At 44.8% G+C, this 23959-nt stretch carries 24 protein-coding genes; 10 read left to right on the forward strand and 14 right to left on the reverse strand.

All coding sequences use genetic code 11. The features are described 5' to 3' along the window. Positions 1-436: 436 nt before the first annotated feature. Positions 437-2977, forward strand: coding sequence for a glycosyl hydrolase family 18 protein (locus DUN60_RS16215; protein WP_114634359.1), 2541 nt, complete (start codon positions 437-439; stop codon positions 2975-2977). Between the two features lie 154 nt (positions 2978-3131). On the opposite strand, the gene DUN60_RS16220 is transcribed toward DUN60_RS16215, so the two are convergent. Together DUN60_RS16220 and DUN60_RS16225 are read right to left on the reverse strand one after the other, a co-directional pair. Beyond that, complete coding sequence (locus tag DUN60_RS16220) at positions 3132-3980, reverse strand: alpha/beta hydrolase (RefSeq protein ID WP_029221922.1); 849 nt, start codon at positions 3978-3980, stop codon at positions 3132-3134. Positions 3981-4189: 209 nt separating this feature from the next. Beyond that, on the reverse strand, positions 4190-4783 hold the full coding sequence (locus DUN60_RS16225; protein ID WP_114634360.1) for a TetR/AcrR family transcriptional regulator: 594 nt from the start codon (positions 4781-4783) through the stop codon (positions 4190-4192). Positions 4784-4943: 160 nt separating this feature from the next. On the opposite strand from DUN60_RS16225, the gene DUN60_RS16230 reads away from it, so the two are divergent. Together DUN60_RS16230 and DUN60_RS16235 are read left to right on the forward strand one after the other, a co-directional pair. Continuing rightward, positions 4944-5900 carry an AEC family transporter gene (locus DUN60_RS16230; RefSeq protein WP_102457843.1) on the forward strand — a complete coding sequence of 319 codons (957 nt, stop codon included), beginning with the start codon at positions 4944-4946 and terminating at the stop codon, positions 5898-5900. 123 nt (positions 5901-6023) lie between these two features. Beyond that, on the forward strand, positions 6024-7064 hold the full coding sequence (locus DUN60_RS16235; protein WP_114634361.1) for an acyltransferase: 1041 nt from the start codon (positions 6024-6026) through the stop codon (positions 7062-7064). 116 nt (positions 7065-7180) lie between these two features. Here DUN60_RS16235 and DUN60_RS16240 read toward each other — a convergent pair whose 3' ends face one another. After that, positions 7181-8059 (reverse strand): 6-pyruvoyl trahydropterin synthase family protein, encoded by an 879-nt coding sequence (locus DUN60_RS16240; RefSeq protein ID WP_114634362.1) that lies wholly within the window; start codon positions 8057-8059, stop codon positions 7181-7183. A 230-nt stretch (positions 8060-8289) separates the two neighbouring features. After that, the gene (locus DUN60_RS16245) at positions 8290-9114 is read right to left on the reverse strand and encodes an AraC family transcriptional regulator (RefSeq protein WP_114634363.1); all 825 of its coding nucleotides are present in this window, start codon (positions 9112-9114) and stop codon (positions 8290-8292) included. A gap of 110 nt (positions 9115-9224) precedes the next feature. Here DUN60_RS16245 and DUN60_RS16250 point away from each other — a divergent pair, with 110 nt between their 5' ends. Together DUN60_RS16250 and DUN60_RS16255 are read left to right on the forward strand one after the other, a co-directional pair. Further along, positions 9225-9701 carry a YHS domain-containing (seleno)protein gene (locus tag DUN60_RS16250; RefSeq protein WP_017077045.1) on the forward strand — a complete coding sequence of 159 codons (477 nt, stop codon included), beginning with the start codon at positions 9225-9227 and terminating at the stop codon, positions 9699-9701. Between the two features lie 258 nt (positions 9702-9959). After that, the gene (locus DUN60_RS16255) at positions 9960-10595 is read left to right on the forward strand and encodes an START domain-containing protein (RefSeq protein ID WP_114634364.1); all 636 of its coding nucleotides are present in this window, start codon (positions 9960-9962) and stop codon (positions 10593-10595) included. Positions 10596-10638: 43 nt separating this feature from the next. Here the strand turns inward: DUN60_RS16255 and DUN60_RS16260 are convergent, their stop codons facing one another. The 4 genes from DUN60_RS16260 to DUN60_RS16275 form a co-directional block, all read right to left on the reverse strand. Next, positions 10639-11169 (reverse strand): DNA mismatch repair protein, encoded by a 531-nt coding sequence (locus tag DUN60_RS16260; RefSeq protein ID WP_114634365.1) that lies wholly within the window; start codon positions 11167-11169, stop codon positions 10639-10641. 8 nt (positions 11170-11177) lie between these two features. Beyond that, a complete protein-coding gene (locus DUN60_RS16265) occupies positions 11178-11564 on the reverse strand; it encodes an MAPEG family protein (protein WP_004732742.1) in 387 nt (128 codons plus the stop codon). A gap of 644 nt (positions 11565-12208) precedes the next feature. Continuing rightward, entirely contained in the window at positions 12209-12676 is a 468-nt protein-coding gene (locus DUN60_RS16270) for a YjiG family protein (protein WP_004737023.1), read from the reverse strand. Further along, positions 12676-13413 (reverse strand): nucleoside recognition domain-containing protein, encoded by a 738-nt coding sequence (locus DUN60_RS16275; RefSeq protein ID WP_017082976.1) that lies wholly within the window; start codon positions 13411-13413, stop codon positions 12676-12678. Before DUN60_RS16275 ends, DUN60_RS16270 begins: the two co-directional genes overlap by 1 nt. Positions 13414-13942: 529 nt before the next feature. Between DUN60_RS16275 and DUN60_RS24575 the strand changes: the two genes are divergently transcribed. Beyond that, positions 13943-14119, forward strand: a complete 177-nt coding sequence (locus tag DUN60_RS24575) for a hypothetical protein (RefSeq protein ID WP_004732739.1) — start codon at positions 13943-13945, stop codon at positions 14117-14119. Between the two features lie 307 nt (positions 14120-14426). Beyond that, positions 14427-15866, forward strand: a complete 1440-nt coding sequence (gene nhaD, locus DUN60_RS16280) for a sodium:proton antiporter NhaD (protein ID WP_114634366.1) — start codon at positions 14427-14429, stop codon at positions 15864-15866. A 9-nt stretch (positions 15867-15875) separates the two neighbouring features. Here nhaD and DUN60_RS16285 read toward each other — a convergent pair whose 3' ends face one another. From DUN60_RS16285 to DUN60_RS16295, 3 genes are all read right to left on the reverse strand, one after another. Beyond that, positions 15876-16259 (reverse strand): hypothetical protein, encoded by a 384-nt coding sequence (locus DUN60_RS16285; protein ID WP_065206460.1) that lies wholly within the window; start codon positions 16257-16259, stop codon positions 15876-15878. A 158-nt stretch (positions 16260-16417) separates the two neighbouring features. Beyond that, positions 16418-16900, reverse strand: a complete 483-nt coding sequence (locus tag DUN60_RS16290; protein WP_114634367.1) for a methylated-DNA--[protein]-cysteine S-methyltransferase — start codon at positions 16898-16900, stop codon at positions 16418-16420. A 25-nt stretch (positions 16901-16925) separates the two neighbouring features. Continuing rightward, entirely contained in the window at positions 16926-18356 is a 1431-nt protein-coding gene (locus tag DUN60_RS16295) for a DNA-3-methyladenine glycosylase 2 family protein (protein ID WP_114634368.1), read from the reverse strand. A gap of 236 nt (positions 18357-18592) precedes the next feature. On the opposite strand from DUN60_RS16295, the gene DUN60_RS16300 reads away from it, so the two are divergent. Then, positions 18593-18796, forward strand: a complete 204-nt coding sequence (locus tag DUN60_RS16300; protein ID WP_114634369.1) for a hypothetical protein — start codon at positions 18593-18595, stop codon at positions 18794-18796. A 268-nt stretch (positions 18797-19064) separates the two neighbouring features. Here the strand turns inward: DUN60_RS16300 and DUN60_RS16305 are convergent, their stop codons facing one another. After that, positions 19065-19955 (reverse strand): LysR family transcriptional regulator, encoded by an 891-nt coding sequence (locus DUN60_RS16305; protein WP_004732733.1) that lies wholly within the window; start codon positions 19953-19955, stop codon positions 19065-19067. Positions 19956-20111: 156 nt separating this feature from the next. Here DUN60_RS16305 and DUN60_RS16310 point away from each other — a divergent pair, with 156 nt between their 5' ends. After that, positions 20112-20465, forward strand: a complete 354-nt coding sequence (locus tag DUN60_RS16310) for a MaoP family protein (RefSeq protein WP_009846107.1) — start codon at positions 20112-20114, stop codon at positions 20463-20465. Positions 20466-21013: 548 nt separating this feature from the next. Then, positions 21014-21814: a glucosamine-6-phosphate deaminase gene (gene nagB / locus DUN60_RS16315; RefSeq protein WP_004732731.1), complete on the forward strand. Its 801-nt coding sequence runs from the start codon at positions 21014-21016 to the stop codon at positions 21812-21814. A gap of 265 nt (positions 21815-22079) precedes the next feature. Here nagB and DUN60_RS16320 read toward each other — a convergent pair whose 3' ends face one another. Both DUN60_RS16320 and DUN60_RS16325 read right to left on the reverse strand, forming a co-directional pair. Next, positions 22080-22616: an MltR family transcriptional regulator gene (locus DUN60_RS16320; protein ID WP_208638372.1), complete on the reverse strand. Its 537-nt coding sequence runs from the start codon at positions 22614-22616 to the stop codon at positions 22080-22082. 50 nt (positions 22617-22666) lie between these two features. Further along, complete coding sequence (locus tag DUN60_RS16325) at positions 22667-23815, reverse strand: mannitol-1-phosphate 5-dehydrogenase (protein WP_114634370.1); 1149 nt, start codon at positions 23813-23815, stop codon at positions 22667-22669. Positions 23816-23959 lie beyond the last annotated feature (144 nt).

Raw genomic sequence — 23959 nt, forward strand, 5'->3', positions numbered from 1 at the left:
CCCTTCTCAGTCTTCTTCAGTCGTCTAAATAATAGTCTTCTCCGTAAAAAGTATTCTCCGCATCACTACTTTCATATTTACCTACCGATCTGCGCCGCTCACCCAACACACTTAGCTTTGTGATACTGCTTCAACTTGCGATATTTTCTTATCATTTGTCGCATCTTTTCATAACTTCATGTCGTGGATTTTCACTTATGAGATTTTACTTCTGAAGGGCGTTTTATTTTATAAAACATGGACTCAGCCTCTCACTCATTAAGCAACAGAATTGTAACGAGATACTATTTTTTAGTTGTCCATCGAAAACGGATTTATTTTCAGTTATAAAATTAAAACTCTCTCGAATACTGACTGGGAAGCTCCTTCAAAACTGACTGGAGCCGTTTATGGGGCCATTTGGTTCTCGTAACCTTCAAGGAATGAGAGAAAAAGTATGATTCGTATAAATACCTGTGCTGCGAGCATTGCTCTAGCGCTATCTGGTACAGCATTAGCTGCTCCAACAGCACCTAGCATCGACATGTACGGTTCCAACAACCTGCAGTTTTCCAAAATTGAACTCGCGATGGAAACCACATCAGGCTACAACCAGATGGTTAAATATCACGACAAAGCAAAGGTCGACGTCAAGTTCAACCAATGGAGCGGAACGTCAGGAAACACGTACAACATCTACTTCGATGGCGTTAAAGTGGCCACTGGCCCTATTACTGGCAGCCAAACTACAGCTTCATTCGAATACGGCCAAGGCGGCTTATTTCAGATGGAAATCGAAGCGTGTGACGAAACAGGCTGCGCCAAAAGTGCTCCTGCTCAGATCACGATTGCAGATACCGATGGTTCACACTTAGCGCCACTTGCAATGAATGTTGATCCGAACAACAAGTCATACAATACAGACCCAAGCACGGTAGTAGGTACTTACTTTGTTGAGTGGGGTATTTATGGTCGTGATTACACCGTTGATAACCTACCCGCTGACAACTTGACCCATATCCTTTATGGCTTCATCCCAATTTGTGGTCCTAATGAATCAGTAAAATCGGTAGGCGGCAACAGCTACAACGCACTCATGACAGCCTGTCAGGGTGTAAACGATTACGAAGTGGTGATTCATGACCCTTGGGCCGCTTTCCAAAAGAGTTTCCCGCAAGCTGGTCACGAATACAGCTCACCTATCAAGGGTAACTACGCAATGATGATGGCGCTAAAACAGCGCAATCCAGACTTGAAAATCATCCCATCAATTGGTGGTTGGACACTGTCTGACCCGTTCTTCGATTTCACGACTAAAGCCAACCGCGACACGTTCGTTGCATCGGTTAAGAAATTCCTCAACACATGGAAATTCTACGATGGTGTCGATATCGATTGGGAATTCCCTGGTGGAGGCGGTGCTGCTCCCGATCTTGGTGATCCTGTAAATGACGGCCCTGCTTACATTGCATTGATGGCAGAGCTGCGCGTTATGTTGGATGAGCTAGAAGCTGAGAACGGCCGTACTTACGAGCTAACATCAGCGATCGGTGTTGGTCACGATAAGATTGAAGACGTGAACTACGGCGATGCTATCCAATACATGGATTACATCTTCGCAATGACTTACGACTTCTACGGCGGTTGGAACAACGTCTTAGGTCACCAAACAGCACTCAACTGCGGTAACTTCATGCGCCCTGGTCAATGTGATGGCACAGGCCTTGATGAAAATGGCGAACAATACACTGGCCCTGCTTACACCACAGACAACGGCATCCAATTGCTGCTTGAACAAGGTGTTCCAGCCAACAAACTTGTGGTTGGTACAGCGATGTACGGTCGTGGTTGGGAAGGCGTATTACCATCATCACTTTCAGATCCAAGCGATCCAATGACAGGCGTGGGTAATGGCAAACTAACCGGCAGCTCTGCGCAAGGCGTATGGGAAGGTGGCGTTATTGACTACAAAGGCATTAAAGCGAACATGCTTGGTGCAAACAACCAAGGCATCAACGGCTTTGAATATGGTTACGACGAAATGGCAGAAGCGCCTTACGTTTGGAACCGTACTTCGGGCAAGCTGATCACATTTGATGATGACCGCTCAGTAAAAGCAAAAGGCGCGTACGTTCGTAGCCTTGGCCTTGCGGGTCTATTCTCTTGGGAAATTGATGCAGATAACGGCGACATCCTTAACGCAATGCATGAAGGCCTAACGGGCGGAACAACAGATCCTGTCAACCGTAAACCAACCGCAGCAGCGGGCGCAGACCAATCGGTTGAAGGCCCAGCTTCTGTTTCTCTAGACGGTAGCGCTTCAAAAGACAGCGACGGCACGATTGCAAGCTACGCTTGGTCACAAGTAAGCGGAACAGCCGTAACTCTGGCCAACGCCAATGCTGCAGTTGCAAGCTTCGATGTGGTTGAAGTCGCTCAACAAGAAGTACTCACGTTCAGCCTAACGGTAACTGACAACGAAGGTGCTACTGCAACTGACACCGTTGTTGTAACGGTAACTCCTAAAGACACAGGCCCAGTCAATACAGCACCAGTTGCTGTGGTTACGGCTCCGTCTGAAGTTAATGCGGGTGATGTAGTCGTGGTTGATGCTTCGGCTTCGAGCGATGCTGACCAAGGTACATTGACCTTCACGTGGGATGTGCCTGCTGGTATTGATGCTACGGTTCAAGGTTCTTCAGTGAGCTTTGTCGCGGCGGAATACACGCAAGATACGACGCTGAACTTCTCTGTAACGGTCAGCGATGGCACTGATACATCGGTAGCGGCTACTTCAGTGAACGTTCTTAAGAAAACCACAGGCGGCGGTACGTGTACTAACGCTTGGGATTCAAGTGCGGTCTACACTGGCGGCGACCAAGTGACTCAAGGCGGTAAGGTTTGGGAAGCGAAGTGGTGGACAACAGGTGAAGATCCAACAACGACAGGCCAATGGGGCGTGTGGAAAGAGATCGGCCCTGCAAACTGTGCAAGCTAAAAATAGGGTTTAGCTAAACGCTAACTAAGCGTCGACTAAACACCTAAAAGCAAGGCCAACCAGATAATGTCTGGTTGGCCTTTTTATTTATGTTTTCTGAGCTTTGGGCTTACGATCTTTTTATTGGCGTCCTACTGACTTGCGATCGTTGGACTTAGCCAATTAAGTTATCAAAGCTCTCGAATACTTGTGGGCACTTCATCACTCGCCCGTGACCTTGGCCTTGAGTCGCAATCAAGGTAACTCGACCCATTTCATTAGCTGCACGCTGAGACACATCAAACTTAGTAAACTTGTCTTGCTCATCATGAACAATGATCGTCTGAGACTCACGAAGCGCCAGCTTTCCATAAGGATCGACAGACTGAATTGGGTAATTAAACTGCTCTTCCACTTCACCTACTACCGCCTCAAACAGCTTCATTGAGTAACCAGAACGCGCAACGCTGCCAAATAGGTTTTCTAGATAATCCAACACAGGTGCAATGAGCAATAACGGCTTGTTTTCCAATTTAACATGCTTACATTCCAACGCAGAAGCGGTACCCATACTGTGACCGACCAACCCTGCCACTTCACCCACCGAATCTAGAACAGCTTCTAAACCATTCACAAACGCTGGGATATGACCATGTACGCCATCACTGCCACCATGAGCAGGGTGGTCGTAAGCCATTGCAGTAAAGCCTTTAGCAGCGATGTGTTCCATTAAAGGAAAGAACTGACTCGCGGTGCCAGACCAACCATGGGTCAGCACCCAAACTGGACCAGTACCCAGAGAATACGTTTTTATAACGCCATCACGACCTTCGATTTCACTCTTGATAAGCCCTTGCGGATCTGCATTTTTTTGCTCGGTACGCATTGGAGTGAGCAGCAGTTTACGTGCCGTTTTCTTTGCATGACTTGGCGCTAAAATGTAGTGCAAATTAGTTGTTGCGCCAATTAAGCTGCGCTTGAAGCTAAATTTGTTCGATGTATTGAAATAGATTTTGTCACTCATGACCGTTCCTTGTATCGCCATCTTAGTTGGCGGATCGAGCTCGGCCCTAAAAATCGAACGACCGTGCTATTTGTTGATATAAAAAATGGCGCTACTGCGATTTATTATCGCTTACCACCACTTCTCTAAAATTTTGTTGTAAACCTTACTTCAGCAAGACTAACATGATTTGCGAACTCAATAGTTTGCGAGCTAAGTAGCTTGGCGAGTTAAACCGCTTTCCAACTGGCTACCAAGCGCTCGACACCACTCCAAAAATGAGTGTGGCTCGCTTGTTGGCCTCGTAATGAGTAGAACAAGTTCGCACTTAAATAGAGACCGTACAACTCGAAGGTTGCCTGCTTAGGCTCTAAATCGGCTCTGAATTGTTTGCTCTCAACCGCTTTTGCTACTTGAATCGTCAAGTAATCAATCCACACTGAAATGGTTTTCTGCAGTGCCTTCTGAATCACAGAGGTTTCGCTGCCTGCATCTTTCCAAGCATCAATAAACATGCAGCTGCCTTGGAATGAGTGGTTCCAGCCAAGCCAGTTATCGAGCAATTGTTTAAGCTTGGCTTCAATATCACCGTCGCCCAACTCTCTCGCCGGAATGATGACTCTTTCAGTGAATATGGCATTGGAATATTCGAGTACAGAGAGTTGCAGGTTCTCTTTAGAGTTGAAGTGCGCAAACAATCCACTCTTAGACATACCACACTGCTTGGCTAATTCGCCAATCGTCAAACTCTCAAGACCATTCTCACTCGCAAGTGAAAATGCATGGCTCAAAATATACTCTTTGGTTATCTTTCCTTTGCTCATTATTCACCAATAATAAATCTGATGCTTTATTTTTAGCACGTTCGTACTTTTTTTCAAGTTTTTTACTTAACCCTTGGTATTCATTTTGTATTATCAAAGAATTGTGGAAAAATGCGACAGTATTCAAAGGAAATTGAAATCGACTAACAAAGGAAAAAGAATGAACACACTTTGGGAACAGTTTGCGTTTTCGGCGTCAGTAACAGGCCCTATCTGTTTAATGCTGTTTCTTGGTGTGATGCTCAAGCGAATCGGCTTGATCAATGATAATTTCATTGATGTCGCATCTAAGGTCGTATTTCAAGTCACCCTACCCGCGATGCTATTTCTTAGTATTGTTCAATCAAATCATAATTTTTCAGCCAGTAGCGCGTTAGTTGCCTTTGGCGTCATCGCAAATTTTATCTTTTTCTTGTTCACGATTTTCTCAACAAAGTTGGTATTCAAAGATTCGAAAGATCAAGGTGTGATTGTCCAGGGTGGGTTCCGCGCTAATACCGCGATCATTGGCCTCGCCTATGTGGCTAATATCTATGGCAACCAAGGCGTGGCATTGGCGGCTATCTATGTCGCATCCCTAACCGTGCTGTATAACATTCAAGCCGTGATTGCACTGACACCCAAAGGCAAAGACACCGGCGCTAAAGCCATTAAAGTGATCGTCAAGTCCATCACCAAAAACCCGTTAATTATTGCTATTTTCTTAGCGGTCGTCTTCTATGCGCTTTCAATTCCTATTCCAAAAATGGTGGCTGACGCTGGGCAATACTTTGCCAATATGACATTACCTTTGGCCCTGCTCTGTACTGGCGGGTCGCTGGATATTAGCTCGCTCAAACAAGAAAAGTTGTCGACGTGGTTCGCCTCTAGCTACAAGTTAATTGCCTCACCGTTACTGATTACATTGGCTGCTGGGTACTTAGGGTTTGAAGGGCTCGATCTCGGGCTTATCTTCTTGATGAGCGCTGCACCAACGGCAGCAGCGAGCTATGTTATGGCGCGTGCAATGGGAGGGAATTCAACCCTGGCGGCTAACATCATCGCGCTCACGACCGTTGTTTCTCTTATCACTTGTACACTAGGTATTTTTGCACTCACCGCAATGGGTTTAATATAGCTGCGACAGGCTTCAAAAAACCGACACAAGCCCTGAAATAAAGGTCATAAGCCTTGATTTAGGACTAACTGGTTGGGCATAAAGGCTGCTAGATTTCGTAAAAATTTCACTAAGAGATCTAATATGTCTTCCGTTCAACATACGCCTTCACAACACATCGCCAGTATAGAGTTAGGCCGAGTGATTGCTATCTTGGCGATCATTGGTTTACACGGCCAAATGGCACTCACTTATTGGCAAATAGATGAAGTGCCTTGGATCGGTTATGTGCTCAACCAAACCGCTCGTTTTGCGGTACCTCTGTTCTTCCTGATTTCTGGTTACCTTATTCAGCCTAAGTTGGCTGCATCGCCATGGGAAACCGTCCTGAACTACTCTAAACCACTGCTTAAGGTTTGGTTTGCATGGAGCATCATTTGCTTAGTGATGCCATTCAATCTCGCAAAGGTAGAAGAGTTTGGCTATCTAGGTGAACGTGAAGGCTATTGGGGTTTCTTAATGAGCACTCCTCTTAACTCATTCTTAGAGGGCGGTCTGGTGCATTTGTGGTTCATTCCAGCCCTTGTTTGCGCAGTGTTGAGCATCGCTTTATTGGTTGAGTTGAAGCTCAACAAACTTCTATTACCGATAGCCATAGCGCTCTATGGCTATGGTGTTTTGGCAGGAAGCTACGCAACGCTGACCGGATTAGAAGCACCCTTCTTCACGCGTAATGGCCCGTTCTTTGGCACGTTAATGGTGACCTTAGGTTTCCTTATTCGTCAGAATCAATGGAAGGTGTCATCAACTAAAGCGTTGGGGTTATTAGCGTTAGGCATGTTGATTCACTTTGCTGAGGCGGCATGGCTCACCACGTTCGACGTCGGATTCAACATGAATGATTTCTTGTTTGGCACGGCGCTATGGGGGATGGGCGTGTTTATGTGGCTTTTGGCTAATCCAAACATGGGTAACTACGCTTGGGTTTGTGCCATTTCAAATCGCATGCTGGGTATCTACGTAAGCCATTTACTGATCATTATTGTGTTGTTCAATGTCTGTGGAGTCTTAGGCATTACGGAATTGGCAAAAGACGTTACGGTATTTTTTGGCACCGTATTGTTGAGCTTCGGGTTGGTTGTTGGAATCGAGAAAACGCCACTGCGACGCGTGCTACTTCGCTAGCTAAAACTATCCGCTAAATCAGTTTTAAAGAGCAACAAAAAATAAAGGCAAGATAACGGATTATCTTGCCTTTATTTCATCATGTCAGTAACGAGACTGTATCTCTCATTGAAGTGTTATCGGAACGCCATTGCGCCCTTGCCAACACCTTCATAAGCAACGATTTGTAGTGATTGGCTTTCCGCTAGGCTAGGCTCAACTTGATCCGCAATATAGCCCGCAAGTAATTCCACCGTGGTATCCGTCGGCAAAATTTCCGTCTCACTCTTAGCAATCGCTAGCTCAAATTCGCCTTGTGGCGCAGTGTAGCGGAAGCCATAGTGACTTTCATCATTAACACTTTTCGCGTGTTCACTCAGGTTAAGCGATGAAACTGAAACTTGGTCTTCTTTAGAGCCTAAATAAATGTCTTCCCAACGCTGAGCAAATGCTCGTTCGCGTTGCTCGTCACGCTGACCATCAACTACGATTTCTACCGGAGAACGGTGACCATGGGCGATGCGTTGGCAGTTGCCATCATGCTTTTTCAAACCATGGGTATAGTGGTAAAACGCGCCATTAATGTTCTCATGACGAAGGGTGATCTCTAACCCAGTGACGTTACTTGGTAGGTTATCGCGAAGAATATGATAAACGTGTGCGGTCACGCTCTCGATGGTGATCGCCTCTGCATCAATAAGACAGTACGCTTCGTCAGGGCAATGTAGGTGGAGGCTCTTGTCACCACGCAACACATCAACCTGAGAGTAGCCCGCTTTGCTCGCTTGAAGAACAACTGCAGCGCTTTGCATCGGCAGTAGCAAACGGTGATCAACGTGCTCATCAACGAGGTGTTTGATCTGCTTTTTGACCTTGCTAAAATCCAGCACCATGCTCATTTCATTAAGTTCACCAGACATGGTGACATCTAAAATCCAACTATCTCCTACGACCCCTCTATGTTCACAGATGTATGAAGAATCGATAACGGTAAGGTCTCTTACAAATAGGTTCAAGTTGAACTCCTTAGTGCTTTAATGAGATACGGGAGGCTGAATAATGTTCAGCAGGCACTTCGTCTCATTGATGTCTGATAAAATAGGACGGGCAGAATGTTACAACGAGCTTATAAAGTCCACCTTTTTACACCGTCAGTTGAGAATTGAACAAACTACGCTCAATTTCCGCTAAAACATAGACTAGCCTCATGCTAATAGCCACATTTCAGTTAGGGTTGCCCAGCGATTCACGACACATTTTGCTTTAGCCACAAACGCGGTGACACCCCAGCAACATGCTGAAAAGCGCGTGAAAACCCCGAATAGCTGCTGTAACCCACTTCATCAGCAACCCAGTTGATGGGCTTATTTTGCAATAAGAGGGATTGAGCCACTGAGACTCGCCACTTTTGCACATAATCTCCAGGCGTTTCACCCACTTCACGCTTGAACGCTTCTATAAACTGAGTTCGAGACATCGCTGCCAATGAAGCCATTTGCTCTATCGAAAAGTGGCGAGCTGGCATTAGGTGAATCGCAGTAACGACCGGAGCAAGCCGCGGATGAGCAAGTGCAGAAAATACGCCTTGATCGATCTGCTGTTGTTCAATGAGATGGCGGAAAATCAAAGCCATCAAGGCGTCACTCAACTTGTCCATTAGATATTGTTGCCCCGATGAATCTTGACTCGACTCTCGAAATAACACCTCTATCACTGGCATTAAGTTAGGTGCATCCGCAAACGGAATCACTATCACGTCAGGCAGAGCAGACAATAAAGGATTCATCTGCCCTGAACGATATTCGACATTCGCACACACGACCTCAGCACCGTCTCCCACGCCTTCTATCACATGTGGAGTGCTATTCGGCAGATAAACAATGCAGGGCTGTGCCAGTTGCCTGTACTCCGTGTGCGCACTAGACAAGGTCAACTCACCCGCGCTCAATACATGAAGATGCCCTTCTTTACCCTGTTGCGGCTTAAATGACGACACTCCGCACAAATTGCCAGAATAGAAAACACCGGTACGTATCGAGAAGTGTTCCATTAGTTGTGAAAGCAGATCCATGCATCCTCCGAACGATTCGCTTACTTTTAAGTTCTTTTGTCCCTCTATAGACCGGACGAGTGGGCTAAATTATTTCAAACAAGATAACCAACACTGACAAGGAACTTGATATGTCACACATGAAATCGACCAGTCAAAAAATCACTCTATTGGCCGCGTTACTAGGAACCAGCTTTTCACTGATGGCAGCAGACATCGACATGAGCGTTGATAGCAATGACATCGCGATCAAAGGCTATGACCCAGTGGCTTACTTTACTGATGCTGGTGCCGTTCAAGGTTCATCAGAATTCACTGCTACTTATAAGAACGCTATTTATCAGTTCGCAAACAGTGACAACCGAGATCAGTTCCGCACCAACCCTGAAGCTTATGCGCCTCAATACGGTGGCTATTGTGCCTTTGGTGTGGCTATGGGTAAGAAATTTGAGACCGACCCTAACGCATGGAAAGTCGAAGATGGAAAGCTGTATCTGAACTTAGACAAATCAGTACAAAAACGATGGTTGGAAGATACGCAAGAGTTCATCCAAGACGCCAACAGCAACTGGACGACGATCAAAACCGTAGAAGCCTATAAGCTTTAGTCTATAAGCTTTAACCTACAAGTTTTAGCCTAGTAACTTTAACCTTTATCCATTGCCCATTAATAAAAACGGAAGCGACCGAACGCTTCCGTTTTCATTTCGACGTTCCAAATCTTAATAAGCCTCCAGCTATTGGTATACCACAATAAATGGCGATGCGTTGCTCAAATCAGGAAAAACCGCCAGCCTTTAGCACGAATCAAACCCATTTCTATTCTATACTCCTAGAAGATAAGCTTTTCTTTTTATGGAAGAATAATGATATTACCTAGGATTTTTGCACTTGGGCTCTGCGCCTTATCAACACTGACTTATGCATCTCCATGGCAGTTCGTCAAAAGTGAAGACGGCATCATCATTGATAAGAGACCTCACAGTGAAGGCTTAGTAGAGATACGAGCACAAATGCAAACGCCCACCACTTATTCTGGTTTTTTACTGTTGCTGGAAGACAGCGAGAACGTGCCAAACTGGATAGACAGTGTGTCGCAAAGCCGTGTCTTGATGCAGATATCTGAGGCAGAAAACATCGTCTATACCCAATTCAAAGCGCCTTGGCCTGCTAGAGATCGCGATATGGTGACCTACTCAAAATACAGCATTGAGGATGGGCAGTTTGTCTTGTCGATTAAAGATGCATCTAACTATTTGGCGAAAGAGTCGGGGTATATTCGAATTTACGATGTGGACGCACGTTGGACGCTGCAACCGCTCACTAATGGCAATACTTACATCACCTACACCGCATATGCGAACGCAGGTGGCATCTTGCCCAATTGGTTGATGAATAAGTTATCGATAGGCAGTGCGCTGAGCACGTTTAAGGGGCTGAAAGAACAGCTACCAAAATACCAAGGCCAGCAGCACCCCAACCTGCCAAGTGAGTCTCGTTAACTATACAGGCTTAGTGAGGCAGGCAGCGACAGTGCTAGATAATCTAAGGTCTTCTTGCTAGGTCGCGAGCTAAGATAAGCGCTAAACCAAACACCTGAAGAAACAGGGCGATGTTCTTATAGAAAGCCATTTTCTCATCAAGCCTTTGGATTAACTCAACCAAGGTCAGATTATCCAAATAGTAGTCATCAATTCGGGTTCGTTGCGATTCTTGGGCACTGTTTATCAGCATCATAAGCTTAGGTAAGTTAACCAACGAGATGGCCGGCACCTCGTCACTCACCCAACTCCGAAGTTGTCCGCGAAGCGCTTCATCAAGAACAGGGGCAGGTTGAGCGATTTCTGGGGATAGCTTATCAAGGTGAATCAGGATCGCTTCACGCTTACGCTCTAAGGTTTCGATCGTATTCCAGGACAGTTGTATAGAATACACATTGCCGTATTTACGATCGTTGTATTCCGATTTCTCCGCTTCAATTTTGTCCAACACCAAGCTCGACATGACAATCGCCATGATGTTGAGTATTAGCCCTGCAAGGACAATCGCCCAAGCAGGAGGAAGGCGCAATGCCATAATGCTCCCTAGAACATTTTATCAAAAGGTAGGTAAGCTAAGTTTAGGACAATCAACGAGATCATGCAGATAAGCGTTAACACCATACCCACTTTTCTGCCTTTGAAATTCTTCGCTAAGATCCCTTTAGCGTGAATCACTCGCCCCAGAATAAACGCCACACCAATGACATGAATAAGCCACACACCAGCCCCATTCATCTCTAGCAACCCCATCAAAATCACCGTGATTGGGATGTAATCCATCGCGTTACTTTGTGCCGAACGTGCTATCTGTAACGACTCAACACCGCCATCGGCATGAGCAACAAGATTGATTCGTCTTTGCTTAATAACTTCGATCGCTAACCAGATCATTACTACCGTAAGCAAGGCTGCGTAAAGTGCTGTAACCATTATATTTCCCTATTACTTGGTGTTTATTCATCATCCATTACCCATCAATTCATTGATGCGGTCAACGCAAAATGATAGTCGAGCCCGAAAGTTTGTAAGAGATCTCTCACACCGAACGTAAGAGATCACAATCAAGCTTCGCAGAAAATTCCTAAAATACAAACCCAACCCCTTGTTTTGTATGAATCCACGCATATTTATTTCGGTTAGTGAGTACATTTATTTCTTGAGGTGGATTGTGAGTAAAGCCTCTGCAGTGTTTAATACACATGTCGACAGGGAGTTGGCAGGAACAGGAAAAAGCCTAACGGATTAGGTATCTTCAGGATGAAGATTTGATGACTTAGGATGAGTTATCAGCAAGGAAGTTTTGCTCTAGGATAGAGTCACTTGTCAGGATGATGAGTTAGCAAGGACACCGCTAGGAAGGCGATGAATTGGATAGGTTAAAGGATTTAGCCACGTCAAGGAATGATGCAGGGAGCACCAGTTATCTATTGAAAGATAAGTAACGCGCAGTAGCAGGATGGCTACGAAAAGAATAGACCCCGTTTGGTGAAAGCCAAACGGGGTTTCCTTTTTTTGTAACGTCTAAAAGCTGTTAGCAGCTAACCGTTAATAGTAGCTAACCGTTAAAAGTCACGTTACAAAATAATGTTCATCAAAAACATTGCACCAAACGCATTCAATACCGAAATCGCGATCATCACTGGGATGTAGCGACCTTCAGTACCAATTGGTCCCATAATACGCCCCATGTATTGCACCTGAGAGCCCATCAAGTAGATAGCTGGCGCCAAGATAGCGATATGGTTGCCGTTCAGGATGCCTTGGTCAAACAGCGTGATAACCACACCCACAGCACCGCCCATCGACATCCAAGCGCCAATCAATACTGCTGCCGCTTCACCAGGTAAACCAAATACCGCCATGATTGGAGCAAATACACTGCCCATCAAATCCAGCGCACCGGTGATCTGCAATGCCTTGATGATCACAAACGCCATCAGAACATTCGGTACCGTAGAGGTAGTCGCAATAACCCAGCCTTTCTTAGCACCTTCAACGAAAATATCAGTAACCATTGGTTTCTTTGCTTTAACTTCGCTCATTATGCTACTTCCTCTTCCAGTTTTTGTTCTTTGTCTGATTTTGGTTTGTCTTCTTTGCCTTCAGTAATGTTGAGGTAAATACGGAACAGGTTCGCACCGACAAACTTGAAGATGAACATCACAGCCACAGCCAAACCAATTGACGATGTTACCGCCAAAGAACCATCCATCGCCGTTAGAGTGAACAGAACCGCACCTGAAGAGAAAAAGTTAACGATCGCCGCGCCCGCCGTAAACTGGAACATGGTGAAGACATCGGTTTCACGCTTAGTCAGATGCCCTTCATCTTTCAGTTGCCTGGTCATCGCTGCACCTGCATCGGTACTTTGCAAAGAAGCAATCAGTGCCAAGCCTGAATTACCCGGAATACCCATTAGAGGGCGAAGCAGCGGTGTCAGTAGTTTACGAGCCGCGTCCAGTGCACCATAGTGCTCAAGTACGTTGATCATACCCAGTGCAAACATCACGGTCGGAATAAGTGTCAAAGCAAAAATGAAACCGTCACGAGCACCACTACCGCCTTTGCCACGCAATGACGTCGTTGCCGCTTGTATACCATCGGCCGTTTCACTTACATCGTAAGCGACCTTACCGAATGAACCGTTGAGCGTTGTAAAATCGAGCACTCCATACCATTCATTGGACTGCATTAAGCCTGAAAAGAACACAATCGCGAATGCGAGTGCGATATAGCTGCCGATCGTGACTTTACGATCGGTTTTAGTTGGATTAGTCATAAGGACCTCTATACATCTCGTTTATGTGGAACAGAACACGTATAGATAGTGCAAACTAATGAACAATAGGTTAATGACCAAAATCAAATAGCGTATCGGTTTGAACAAAAGAACCACAGCAACATATAAAACTGTTATTTAGATTTAAAAGCAGAGGTACACGCTAAAATAATTAGAATATTTAACATACAAAACTAAACAAAATTCGCTTCAACAGCGCAACCAAAAACGCACACAATCACCACACAAATAAGGTTTCAAATGACAGGTTTTTACCTAGTCTGATCTCTGATAATGATGTGAGTGATCTCTTACATACTTTTTCTGTTCAATTTTAATTCGATTATAATACAGCGGCTTTAATAGTGGTTACGCTTCTAAAATGCAATCGTTTACCTATTATTGGTTGAGTTTTGAACCATGGCTAAACCGTGAGCCATTTTATAAAGAATTTGAGCTTAATCCGAAATTTCAGCCCTTAGAGGTGCTATAGACTTCGCGCTGCCAATATCGAAGGAGAACGGTGGTGATGATGATGGAAATGAGAACGCTTAAATATCAAGTAATGGGCAAAGGCATGTGGATCACTGCAACAGTATCTCGCGCAGTAGCGGACAAACTTGCGCTGGAATATCAATCCTACGGCTGGCCTGTTGAAGTATGTGCCGCAGAACAAACACTAACGTTTGATCTCAATGCTGCATAATATTGGCAATGGCGAATAAGCTCTATCGGTAATAAACCCGGTAGGGCTTTTTCCCTAACCTCTATTTTCTCTATAATCTCTATTTCTCTATTTCTCTATGATTGACGAGTTACCGATGATCGACCGTTTTCCTATGAACGATGGGTTCCTATAATCGACGGCTTTCACTGTGACCTCACGTTTTCACCCAATCTACTGTTTTCTATATAATCTATTGAATTATTAAGATATCTATCACACTGCACATGGTTATTTAGGTCTACGCTTTTACCCGTGTTAATAACTTATTAACTTCGGAGCGTAATCCATGTTAGGTATCCAGCTTTCTGCTGTTCTCTCTTTATTATTTTTTTCTACGGTAGCAGGCGCTGCCACTTCTCAGTTGGGAGAGCCGCTCAAGCTAACCAGTTCATTTGCTGGCTACTTATCGCTGACCATTTTCGTTGTCGCCTACATCGTGGTGATGATGGAAGAATACCTAAAACTCCGAAAATCCAAGCCCGTTCTACTTGCGGCGGGCCTGATCTGGATAATCATTGGTTTTATCTACCAAGAACACAACCTTGTTGAAGTCGCCAAACAAGCGCTCGAACACAACCTTCTGGAATACGCCGAGCTATTACTCTTTCTACTCGTCGCCATGACATACATTAGTGCCATGGAAGAGAGAAGACTGTTTGATGCGCTGCAAGCGTGGATGGTAGGCAAAGGCTTTAATTTCCGCTCTCTGTTCTGGATAACCGGTATTCTGGCCTTCTTCATTTCCCCTATTGCCGACAACCTCACGACAGCTCTATTGATGTGTGCCGTTGTTCTTAAAGTCGCAGGGTCCAACCCTAAATTTGTCAATCTCGCGTGTGTGAACATTGTCATAGCAGCCAATGCTGGCGGCGCATTTAGTCCATTTGGAGATATCACAACGCTGATGGTATGGCAGGCTGGCCATGTCAGCTTTACCGAGTTCATTCCTCTATTTATTCCTTCAGTGATGAACTACCTTGTTCCAGCACTGATCATGTCTTACTTTGTTCCGACGACTCAACCTGACACGGTTCATCAGCACATAGAATTAAAGCGTGGAGCAAGACGAATCGTCTTCTTGTTCATCATGACAATAGCGACCGCGGTTGCTTTCCACGCCGTACTCCACTTCCCTCCTGTGATGGGCATGATGATGGGGCTCGCCTACCTTCAGTTCTTTGGTTATTACTTACGTAAGACTTTACCCAACTCACTCGCGAAGAAAAAAGCGGTGGCGATCGCCAATAACGATGAAGGCGCCCTGAAACGACTCGGTTCTGTTGTGCCATTCGATGTATTTCGAAGAGTGTCGCATGCCGAATGGGACACGTTGCTGTTCTTCTACGGCGTCGTAATGTGTGTCGGTGGCTTGAGTTTACTTGGATACTTGGAATTAGCCTCGGGCGTGATGTATAGCCAATGGGATCCAATTTGGGCCAACGTCATGGTGGGGATCTTATCGGCTATTGTCGATAACATTCCGGTGATGTTTGCCGTGTTATCCATGGAACCCCAAATGTCGATGGGCAACTGGCTACTGATCACCTTAACCGCGGGCGTCGGGGGCAGCTTGTTGTCAATTGGTAGTGCAGCAGGCGTGGCTTTAATGGGTGCGGCGCATGGAAAATACACCTTCTTTGGACACTTAAAATGGATGCCAGTGATCATGATTGGTTATGTCGTCAGCATCGCCGCTCACCTATGGCTTAATGGTGCTCTTTTCTAGTAAAACGCTCTAATGCATATCAGCTAGAGGCTTCTCAACGCGTGTCCAGACGTTACTTAACTGCATCGCTGGACACTGGTTGCAGGTTAACACTGCACCCTCGTGTTGAATTCGCATCACTAGCCCGGAGTCAGATCGGCGGTTCGCTGAATTCAACTCAATATTGATTAAGTCATCTTCAACACGATAAGTTCGAGTAACAGACTTATCCGTTGTTTGATAAGTCACTTGCCCAGATTCAAAAAGCAAATAACTGTCATTGTCAGCGTTCTCATACATGCCCTTAAACAGAACAAGTTGTGGTACTTCGAAGGGTCGACTGGTGTCGGTTAAACAACCGGTCAGCAATAGTGCGCTACTGCAGCAGAGTATAAGTGAATGATGGCTATTCATTTGGGCATCCTTGCCTAGAGAACATGGTTAAAGGATATGCAACCAAACAAGTATTTTCCAGCAAGTGGCAGTTTTATTGCAAAGTCACACTTTAAGAACCCTTAACGTTCACCAATAATTGATACGCAATTTTCAACAAACATTCCGAAAAAGACTCTTTAATCTTCTTCTCTTCCCTCAATAACTAACAAGCGTTGTTTGCGTTCTACGCCACCCGCATACCCGGTCAGCTTGCCATTTTTACCAATAACTCGATGGCACGGCACAATCACTGACACTGGATTTTTACCATTCGCTAAACCCACGGCTCGAACGGCCTTTGGGTTACCAATCGCATCAGCCAGTTGTGCATAGCTCCATGTTTCTCCATAAGGAATAGCCATGAGCGCTTGCCAAACCGATTGCTGAAATGGCGTGCCCTTTGCGGCGATCGGCACAGAAAATTGGATAACCTCACCAGAAAAATAGCGATTGAGCTGCTCGGCAACCAATTCAAAGATCGGAAAGCCATCATCTCGAACACCTAATTCTTCAGGCTTGGTGGTGTATATTTCAAACCAAAGACCTAGCAACCCTTCATCGTTCGCCTGTAAAGTCACCGTGCCCAACGGGCTCTCATAGTAAGTAAAACGGTTGTCCATGATATCTCCTAGCTTAGTATTCCGATTAAGATTGATTCCAACAATGGAACGTGGCGTAACTTCCCCAAGGCGAAACACTCTCTGTATTGATGGCTGGGCGATGCTCAATGAACTTCTTCACCACCAGGTCGCCAACCAACAGATGATTAGGTTCACTTAACCCGCGAAGTAGCGCGTATTGAATCGTCCAAGGCCCAATGCCCTTTAGCTCAATCCACTTAGAAGGATGTTCGGCTTCATTGTCGACCATGTATTCGGCAAAGCGCTTTAAGGTCTCTTTGCGACTTCCCGGCATTCTTAAGAAGCTGACATCAGCCTCCGCTATCTGTTTAGGTGTTGGGAAGTAGGCTTTCTCTTGGATTCCAGACGACTCTTGTGAATTAGCAGGATCTTCTAAAGAAGATGCCGAATGCGTTCCAGAAATCTCTCGTACCAACAAGTTAAGCTGCCCAATCGCCGCGGTTACCGAAACTTGCTGCCCTAGAATCGCTCTTACTCCGGCTTCCCAAGCACTCCACACGCCAGGAATGCGGATGCCACTCTTAGCCACTAAGTTGGGGTCAATGGTTGTAAAGAAGGCCTCAACCTTGGCAATATCGACATCAAGGTCGAACATGCGTCGAATGTTCGCAATCAAGCTTCTTAACTGGCTTATATCGTCCAACTCAAATTCAATATCTAAGCGGTTCTCTTTAGCCAAAGTGGCCTTGAACCAACCCTTTGACCCATTAACATTCACTGTGCGCTTGTAATAGTCTTCGCCAACGTCTTCTAGGCCCTCAATCATTCTTCGTCGATAGAAACCCAGTAAATGCTTCCAGTCTAATGGGCCGTGAAAGACTAGCTGAATATGATTGCTCAGGTTTTCACTTAGCTTTGTTCGTCGGATTTGGCTTGGCGAGAGCTGCAGCTCTTTTAGAAAGGCATCATTGAAACGACGCGTGCTATTAAAACCACTCGCAAAGCCAACATCGGTAATGCTCATGCTACTGGTGTGCAGCAACTGCTTGGCAAACATCAATTGGCTATAAAGGCTATATTGCTTCGGCGACACGCCGATGTAATTATCGAATAAGGTTCGTAAATAGCGGTCTGAAATACCTAATCGAGTGGCAAGGTCGACGATTGTTCCTGAGTTCAGCGCACCATGATCAATCAACTGTAAAGCACGCAAGAAAGTCGTTTCAACACCTTTCCAAGCCGGAGAAAAAGGTGCGCTGTCTGGCCGGCAACGTAAGCATGGGCGATATCCAGCCTTCAAAGCTTGAGCTTGATGAGAAAAATACTCGACATTTTCTTCTTTGGGCGGGCTTGCTGGGCAAATCGGACGACAAAAAATTCCGGTGGTTTTTACCGCTGTAAAAAACATCCCGTCAAAGCGAGCGTCTCGCGCATATCGAGCCAAATGGCACTGCTCACTCGTTAACGTACTGTTGTGATGAATATTTCTCGACATGCTGTGCTCTTCCCATTTGCCATAACTTTTACTCCGATACATAAAAGTTTACCGTGAACTGTCATTGTCGCTAGCCACTTTCGGAACTGAAGGTTAGATAAATCACAAAAAAGGGTTTTCTTTTTACGCAATTCGACTAAATTTAACCTTGAGAAGAAACTCTTCTCACAACGTCAACGATAGGTACTTAGCACACTAAGATGCAGAGACCTGTCGAATATAAAAAGGAAAAGGCTATGGTTCTTCACACGTGTCGTATTGTTTTATCAAACCAACAGGTTCTCACCAGTCAATCAGTCGAGCAGTCTCTCAGCTTTCTTGAAGACGAAGCGAGTAAGGGGATTTCTAAAATTGAGATTGACGCAACGGATGGCAATAAAATCCATTCATACCTGTCACACTCTCTTGAAGAGTCCATTGAGAATCTAATGAATCTCTAGAATTTTCGAAGAATAGTGCTTTGAAGTGATAGGGCTTTTAAAAAAGGTTACGCATACCAGGCTTAAACTGATTTATCCGAGTTAGGGTTATCTCTGATTGGGCAATGAAGATCATCTCTGGTTTAAAACGAAAATGGCTCCCAACTATATAACTAGTTAGGAGCCATTTTTTATTTAATCAACAAAGTTAATTCAGTCACGTTAAGTCAGCAACGCATATTTCAACAAGCGATATTGGTTGCAACACACGATATTCATTACAACGCCCTTACTCTGGTGCTTGTTCAGCGGCTTGTTGCAGCGTGTAGGCGGTCGATGGGTCAATCTCGTTAACCAGCTTCTCGACCTGCATGATCGCATCAACCGAGGTGCTGCTTTTACGGTAGCTGAGATAAATTGGGCGATACCAATCTTCTACCCCTTTCACCTTATGCAGCTGACCCGAATCGATAAAAGGTTCAACCATAGACACAGGTAAATACGCACTGCCACCTTTCTCTAAAATGAAATCGAGGGCAATACGAGCCGTAGAGGTACGTAAATACGGAGCTGGAACTTTAGGGTGACGTTCTGCGTGTTCTGAACCGAAGCGCGTTCCCCAATCAACATACACATACTTATGTTGGAACACAGATTCCAGATCATCTTGCTGCGTTGATACCAGCACCAAAACCAAATCAGCGACTTTTTTACAGTTCAGCTCTTCCGCTTTAATTTGATCGAAGGCGAAAGCCATATCTAAGGTTCGCTCTAGCAAATTACGGTTCAGTTGCTCACGCCCCATCACCTCAGCCATGAAGCCATAACCACCAAAAGAATCGGTCACTACGCTTAAACAGTTTTGCAGATACGCATCCCAAATATTCGGAGTGCCACCTAGTGTTAACTGCAAGGCTTTTCCACTTTCTAACGACAGCTCAAACTTGGCTTGTTGTAAGGTGGATACCATCACTTCAGCATAACCAATCAAACGCTCACCGGAAGAGGTAAGCTTGATGTTATTGCGGTCACGAATGAAGAGCTGAGTATCAAAATAGCCTTCAAGCTGTTTGATCCGCGCACTCACCGCTGCTTGTGTTAAATACAAGTTTTCAGCTGCGCGCCCAAAGTGGCGCACCCTTGCAACCTCAAGAAAGGTTCTAAATACTTTCACATCCATCAAAAATACATCTCTGTAATAAATCTGCTAACTAGCCGATCTAGGATTGTTTATCGTAAAGGCAAAAACGTTTTGTTTCCTATTTTAGCCTTTTAACAATATTTTCGCGTGAGCAATAAACACTAATTTCTATCTAACCACATTACTGAGGCTGATATGTCTGAGACCGAATTCCGACACGGAAAAAAACGTTTTTATGACACCATTAAATTCCCACGAGGGTTCGCTAAGTCAGGTGATTTTACTCTTTCAGAAGAAGAAATCCTAACCTTGTTTGGTGACACTATGCTTGCACTTGAGACTGGTGAACTAACACCGACCAATGCTGAAGAAAGACATTTCATCAAAGTATTGGCTCACCCTCATAAGGCTAAGTCCAAGTTAGACCGTGTTTGGTTGAAGTACATTCAACTGGCTCGTGGACGCCGTCGCTTTCATACCCTAAACGGCTGCAAACGCGGAGAAGTGCCTAGGGAAGAATACGAAAGAGAGTTAGTGTTAGAAGATTAGTAAAACTGCTCAAAGTGATACCTAATCACTTTGGGCTTTTTTTCATAGCATATTAGCGGCAACTTAAAACAAACACGCATCTTCTTCGTAATTAGTAAGTTTAGCCAACCTGTCCAGTTTTACAAATATTTATATAAAATTCATAGTGATAGCTTTGAATAATCACTATTCTTAAATATACCCATGCTCATTCACGCCTGTCGGTGATACTTCCTCACTTTTTCTCCTCTTTTTTGCACGGCAGTGCCACATAAGTATCACTCTTTGATCATACGTCCATTGCACTCCTGACCATCCACTCAACGAAGCTTGTTGATCTTTCAGACCCTGAATCAAAACCACCTGACGATATATGACAAACGTATTAATCTTGTTTAACGCTACCAAATATCCATACAATAATTGTGCAAATTTGAGAGTTCTGGTCACAGATACGACGAAAAAAGCAAAAACTTGACCTAAAACAATAGCGGAATTTAATAACTTATTTTATAATGCGAATTAATGTTTCAGAACACTATAAAATTTTATTTCTAGGGGCAAAATCAATGAGACTTATTCCATTAAGCAACAAAGCTAAAGTAGGTAAATGGGCTGCTCGTCACATCGCAGATTCTATCAACAAATTCGCTCCTACTGCTGAGCGTCCATTTGTTCTAGGTCTTCCTACTGGTAGCACACCTCTAACTACTTACGCTGCGCTAATTGAACTACACAAAGCGGGCGAAGTAAGCTTCAAGCACGTTGTAACATTCAACATGGATGAGTACGTTGGTATCGACCCTAACCACCCAGAATCTTACCGCACATTCATGCACGAGAACTTCTTCAACCACGTTGATATTCAAGCAGAAAACATCAACCTGCTAGACGGCAAAGCTGAAGACATCGATGCTCACTGTGCAGCATACGAAGAGAAAATCCGTTCATACGGCAAAATCAACCTATTCATGGGCGGCGTAGGCATCGACGGTCACATCGCATTCAATGAGCCAGGTTCTTCTCTATCTTCACGCACTCGTATCAAAACGTTGACTGAAGACACTCGTATCGCGAACTCTCGTTTCTTCGATGGCGACATCAACCAAGTTCCTAAATACGCACTAACTATCGGTGTTGCTACTCTTCTAGATTCTGAAGAAGTAATGATCCTTTCTCTAGGCCACAACAAAGCGCAAGCGCTTCAAATGGCTATCGAAGGTTCTGTAAACCACATGTGGACTGTTACAGCTCTACAGATGCACCGTAAAGCTATCATCGTTGCTGATGAGCCAGCTCAACAAGAGCTAAAAGTTAAGACTCTACGCTACTTCCAAGAGCTAGAAGCTGAGAACATCCAAGACCTATAATCCGCATAGTCTTGGATAGAAGGGCGTTTTTAATAAAGAGAACGTCTTGAATAGAAAAAGCCACTGAATGTGGCTTTTTTTGTACCTGCTGCTTTTGTGTTTAATGGGAAGAGAGGTTTCGGGTATTTTTTATAGACACAAAAACAACAAAGCGATTTCTCCAACGAGAGAAACCGCCATCATTTTAAACTTTGTATTGATACGAAACGAACAGCTACAAGATATGTAGGATGCGAAACAAGATAAGCAGGACTGCAAACTAGAACTAAGAACTCAGTGCGTTATCTCGGCATAAGGTCGTGATAATGTCAGTGATAGCCAAAACGATCGTCGACTTCACTTTCTGATTGTGTCGACCCAAGAACATTTGAAGCATTGGGCCAGACATGGTTTCCACCATCTCCGCATCATATTCGATAGGCATAATACGCTGAACCGCGTGCACCTTGTTGAGCTCAAATATAACGTCGACTTCTGTGAAGCTGGTGTCTTCACCTTGTATTTTCGCCCACTCTTTCAAGGTAACGAAAATCTCTAAATCATCGTAGAGCTCTTTACTGATCACACCAAGCCCTAATAGCAGCTTAGCGCGGATCATAATCTCGCCCAACGGCCCGCCACTGTTGAGAAGTGGTTCAACAACAAATTTAATTGCCGTGTCGTCTTTCTTGAAAATGTTTTTTAATACGGCATCTACCGTGTCGTCCAATGCATCGTAAGCCGCCATTAGACAGGCGCTAGCGCTCTCAGCTTCAGATAGTGCTTCGAGTAATTCAGTTTCGTGGCTAGTTTGTATTGGCATAACGGCTCGACAATAAGAAAGTGCCACTGGTGTGGCACTTTGATGGTTTATCATTTCAATGCTAGATAAGCTTCTTCCGCTAGTTTAACAACTTCTGAGTCACTATTCAGCTCAGAATAATGCGCTAATGTCTCAGCAAACCCTTTTTCTGCAAACATTGCCTGAAGTTCAACCGCTTGCGGGTCATCTTCATTCTTATAATGGAAAGCCGCTGCAATCGCTTTTACGAGATGAGCGTTTGGAAGACCATACTCCAATGTGCCGTTTAATGGCTTAACTAGGCGGTCTTGAGGACTTAGTTTACGGATTGGCTGACGGCCAACACGATCAACTTCATCACGTAAAAATGGGTTTGCAAAACGACCAAGGATTTTTTGGATGTATGCTGCGTGAGCTTCCGGGTCAAAACCGTAACGCTTAATAAGCACAGCACCGCTTTCTTCCATTGTTGCAGTTACTTCAGCGCGGATTACGGCGTCTTCAATAGAATCTTTGATTGTCTCATGGCCAGCAAGAACACCAAGATAAGCTGTTACTAAGTGACCAGTGTTAAGGGTAAACAGTTTACGCTCAACGAAAGCCATTAGGTTGTCAGTGCATTCCATACCTGGGATGTTTGGAATCTCACCCTTAAATTGTGTTTGATCTACGATCCACTCGCTGAACGTTTCAACGGTTACGGCTAGAGGATCTGTTTCGCCCGCTTCTGCCGGTGGAACAATACGGTCGACCGCTGAATCAACAAAGCCAATGTGCTCTTCAGTGAACGCTTTCATTTCATCAGAAAGGTGCTCTAACACTGCTGCCTTCAATTGGCTAGTACCACGAACCATGTTCTCTGCCGCGATAATGTTCATTGGTGCCGTGTTGTTTACCGCAGCACGTTTTTCAATACCTTGAGCGATCGATTTAGAGATAATCTTAAGAACCGTTGGGCCTACCGCTGTTGTTACAAGATCAGACTCAGCGATGCAATCTACTACAGCGCTTGTCGCTGAGTTTACTGCTGTCACGTTCTTAACCACTTCCACAACACACTCTTCGCCAACAATCTTAACTGGGTATTCTTGGCGTTCAATTAACGCATTTACAACCGTTTCATTTACGTCAGCAAACGTAACCTTCATACCTGCATCAGAAAGAAGCTTACCAATGAAACCACGACCGATATTACCTGCACCAAAATGTAACGCTTTCATAATTTTGACCTTATAAATATTTGAATCTAGATAGCTAACGGCTCAACAACATGCCTTGACGACGTGCCCTAGGCATTAAGCAGTAAGCTATTCAGACTGAATCTTTAATAAACCGATAAAGAGTAAGACCGAAAATGAGGCCAG

The organism is Vibrio splendidus (assembly GCF_003345295.1).
Lineage (GTDB): Bacteria > Pseudomonadota > Gammaproteobacteria > Enterobacterales > Vibrionaceae > Vibrio > Vibrio splendidus_K.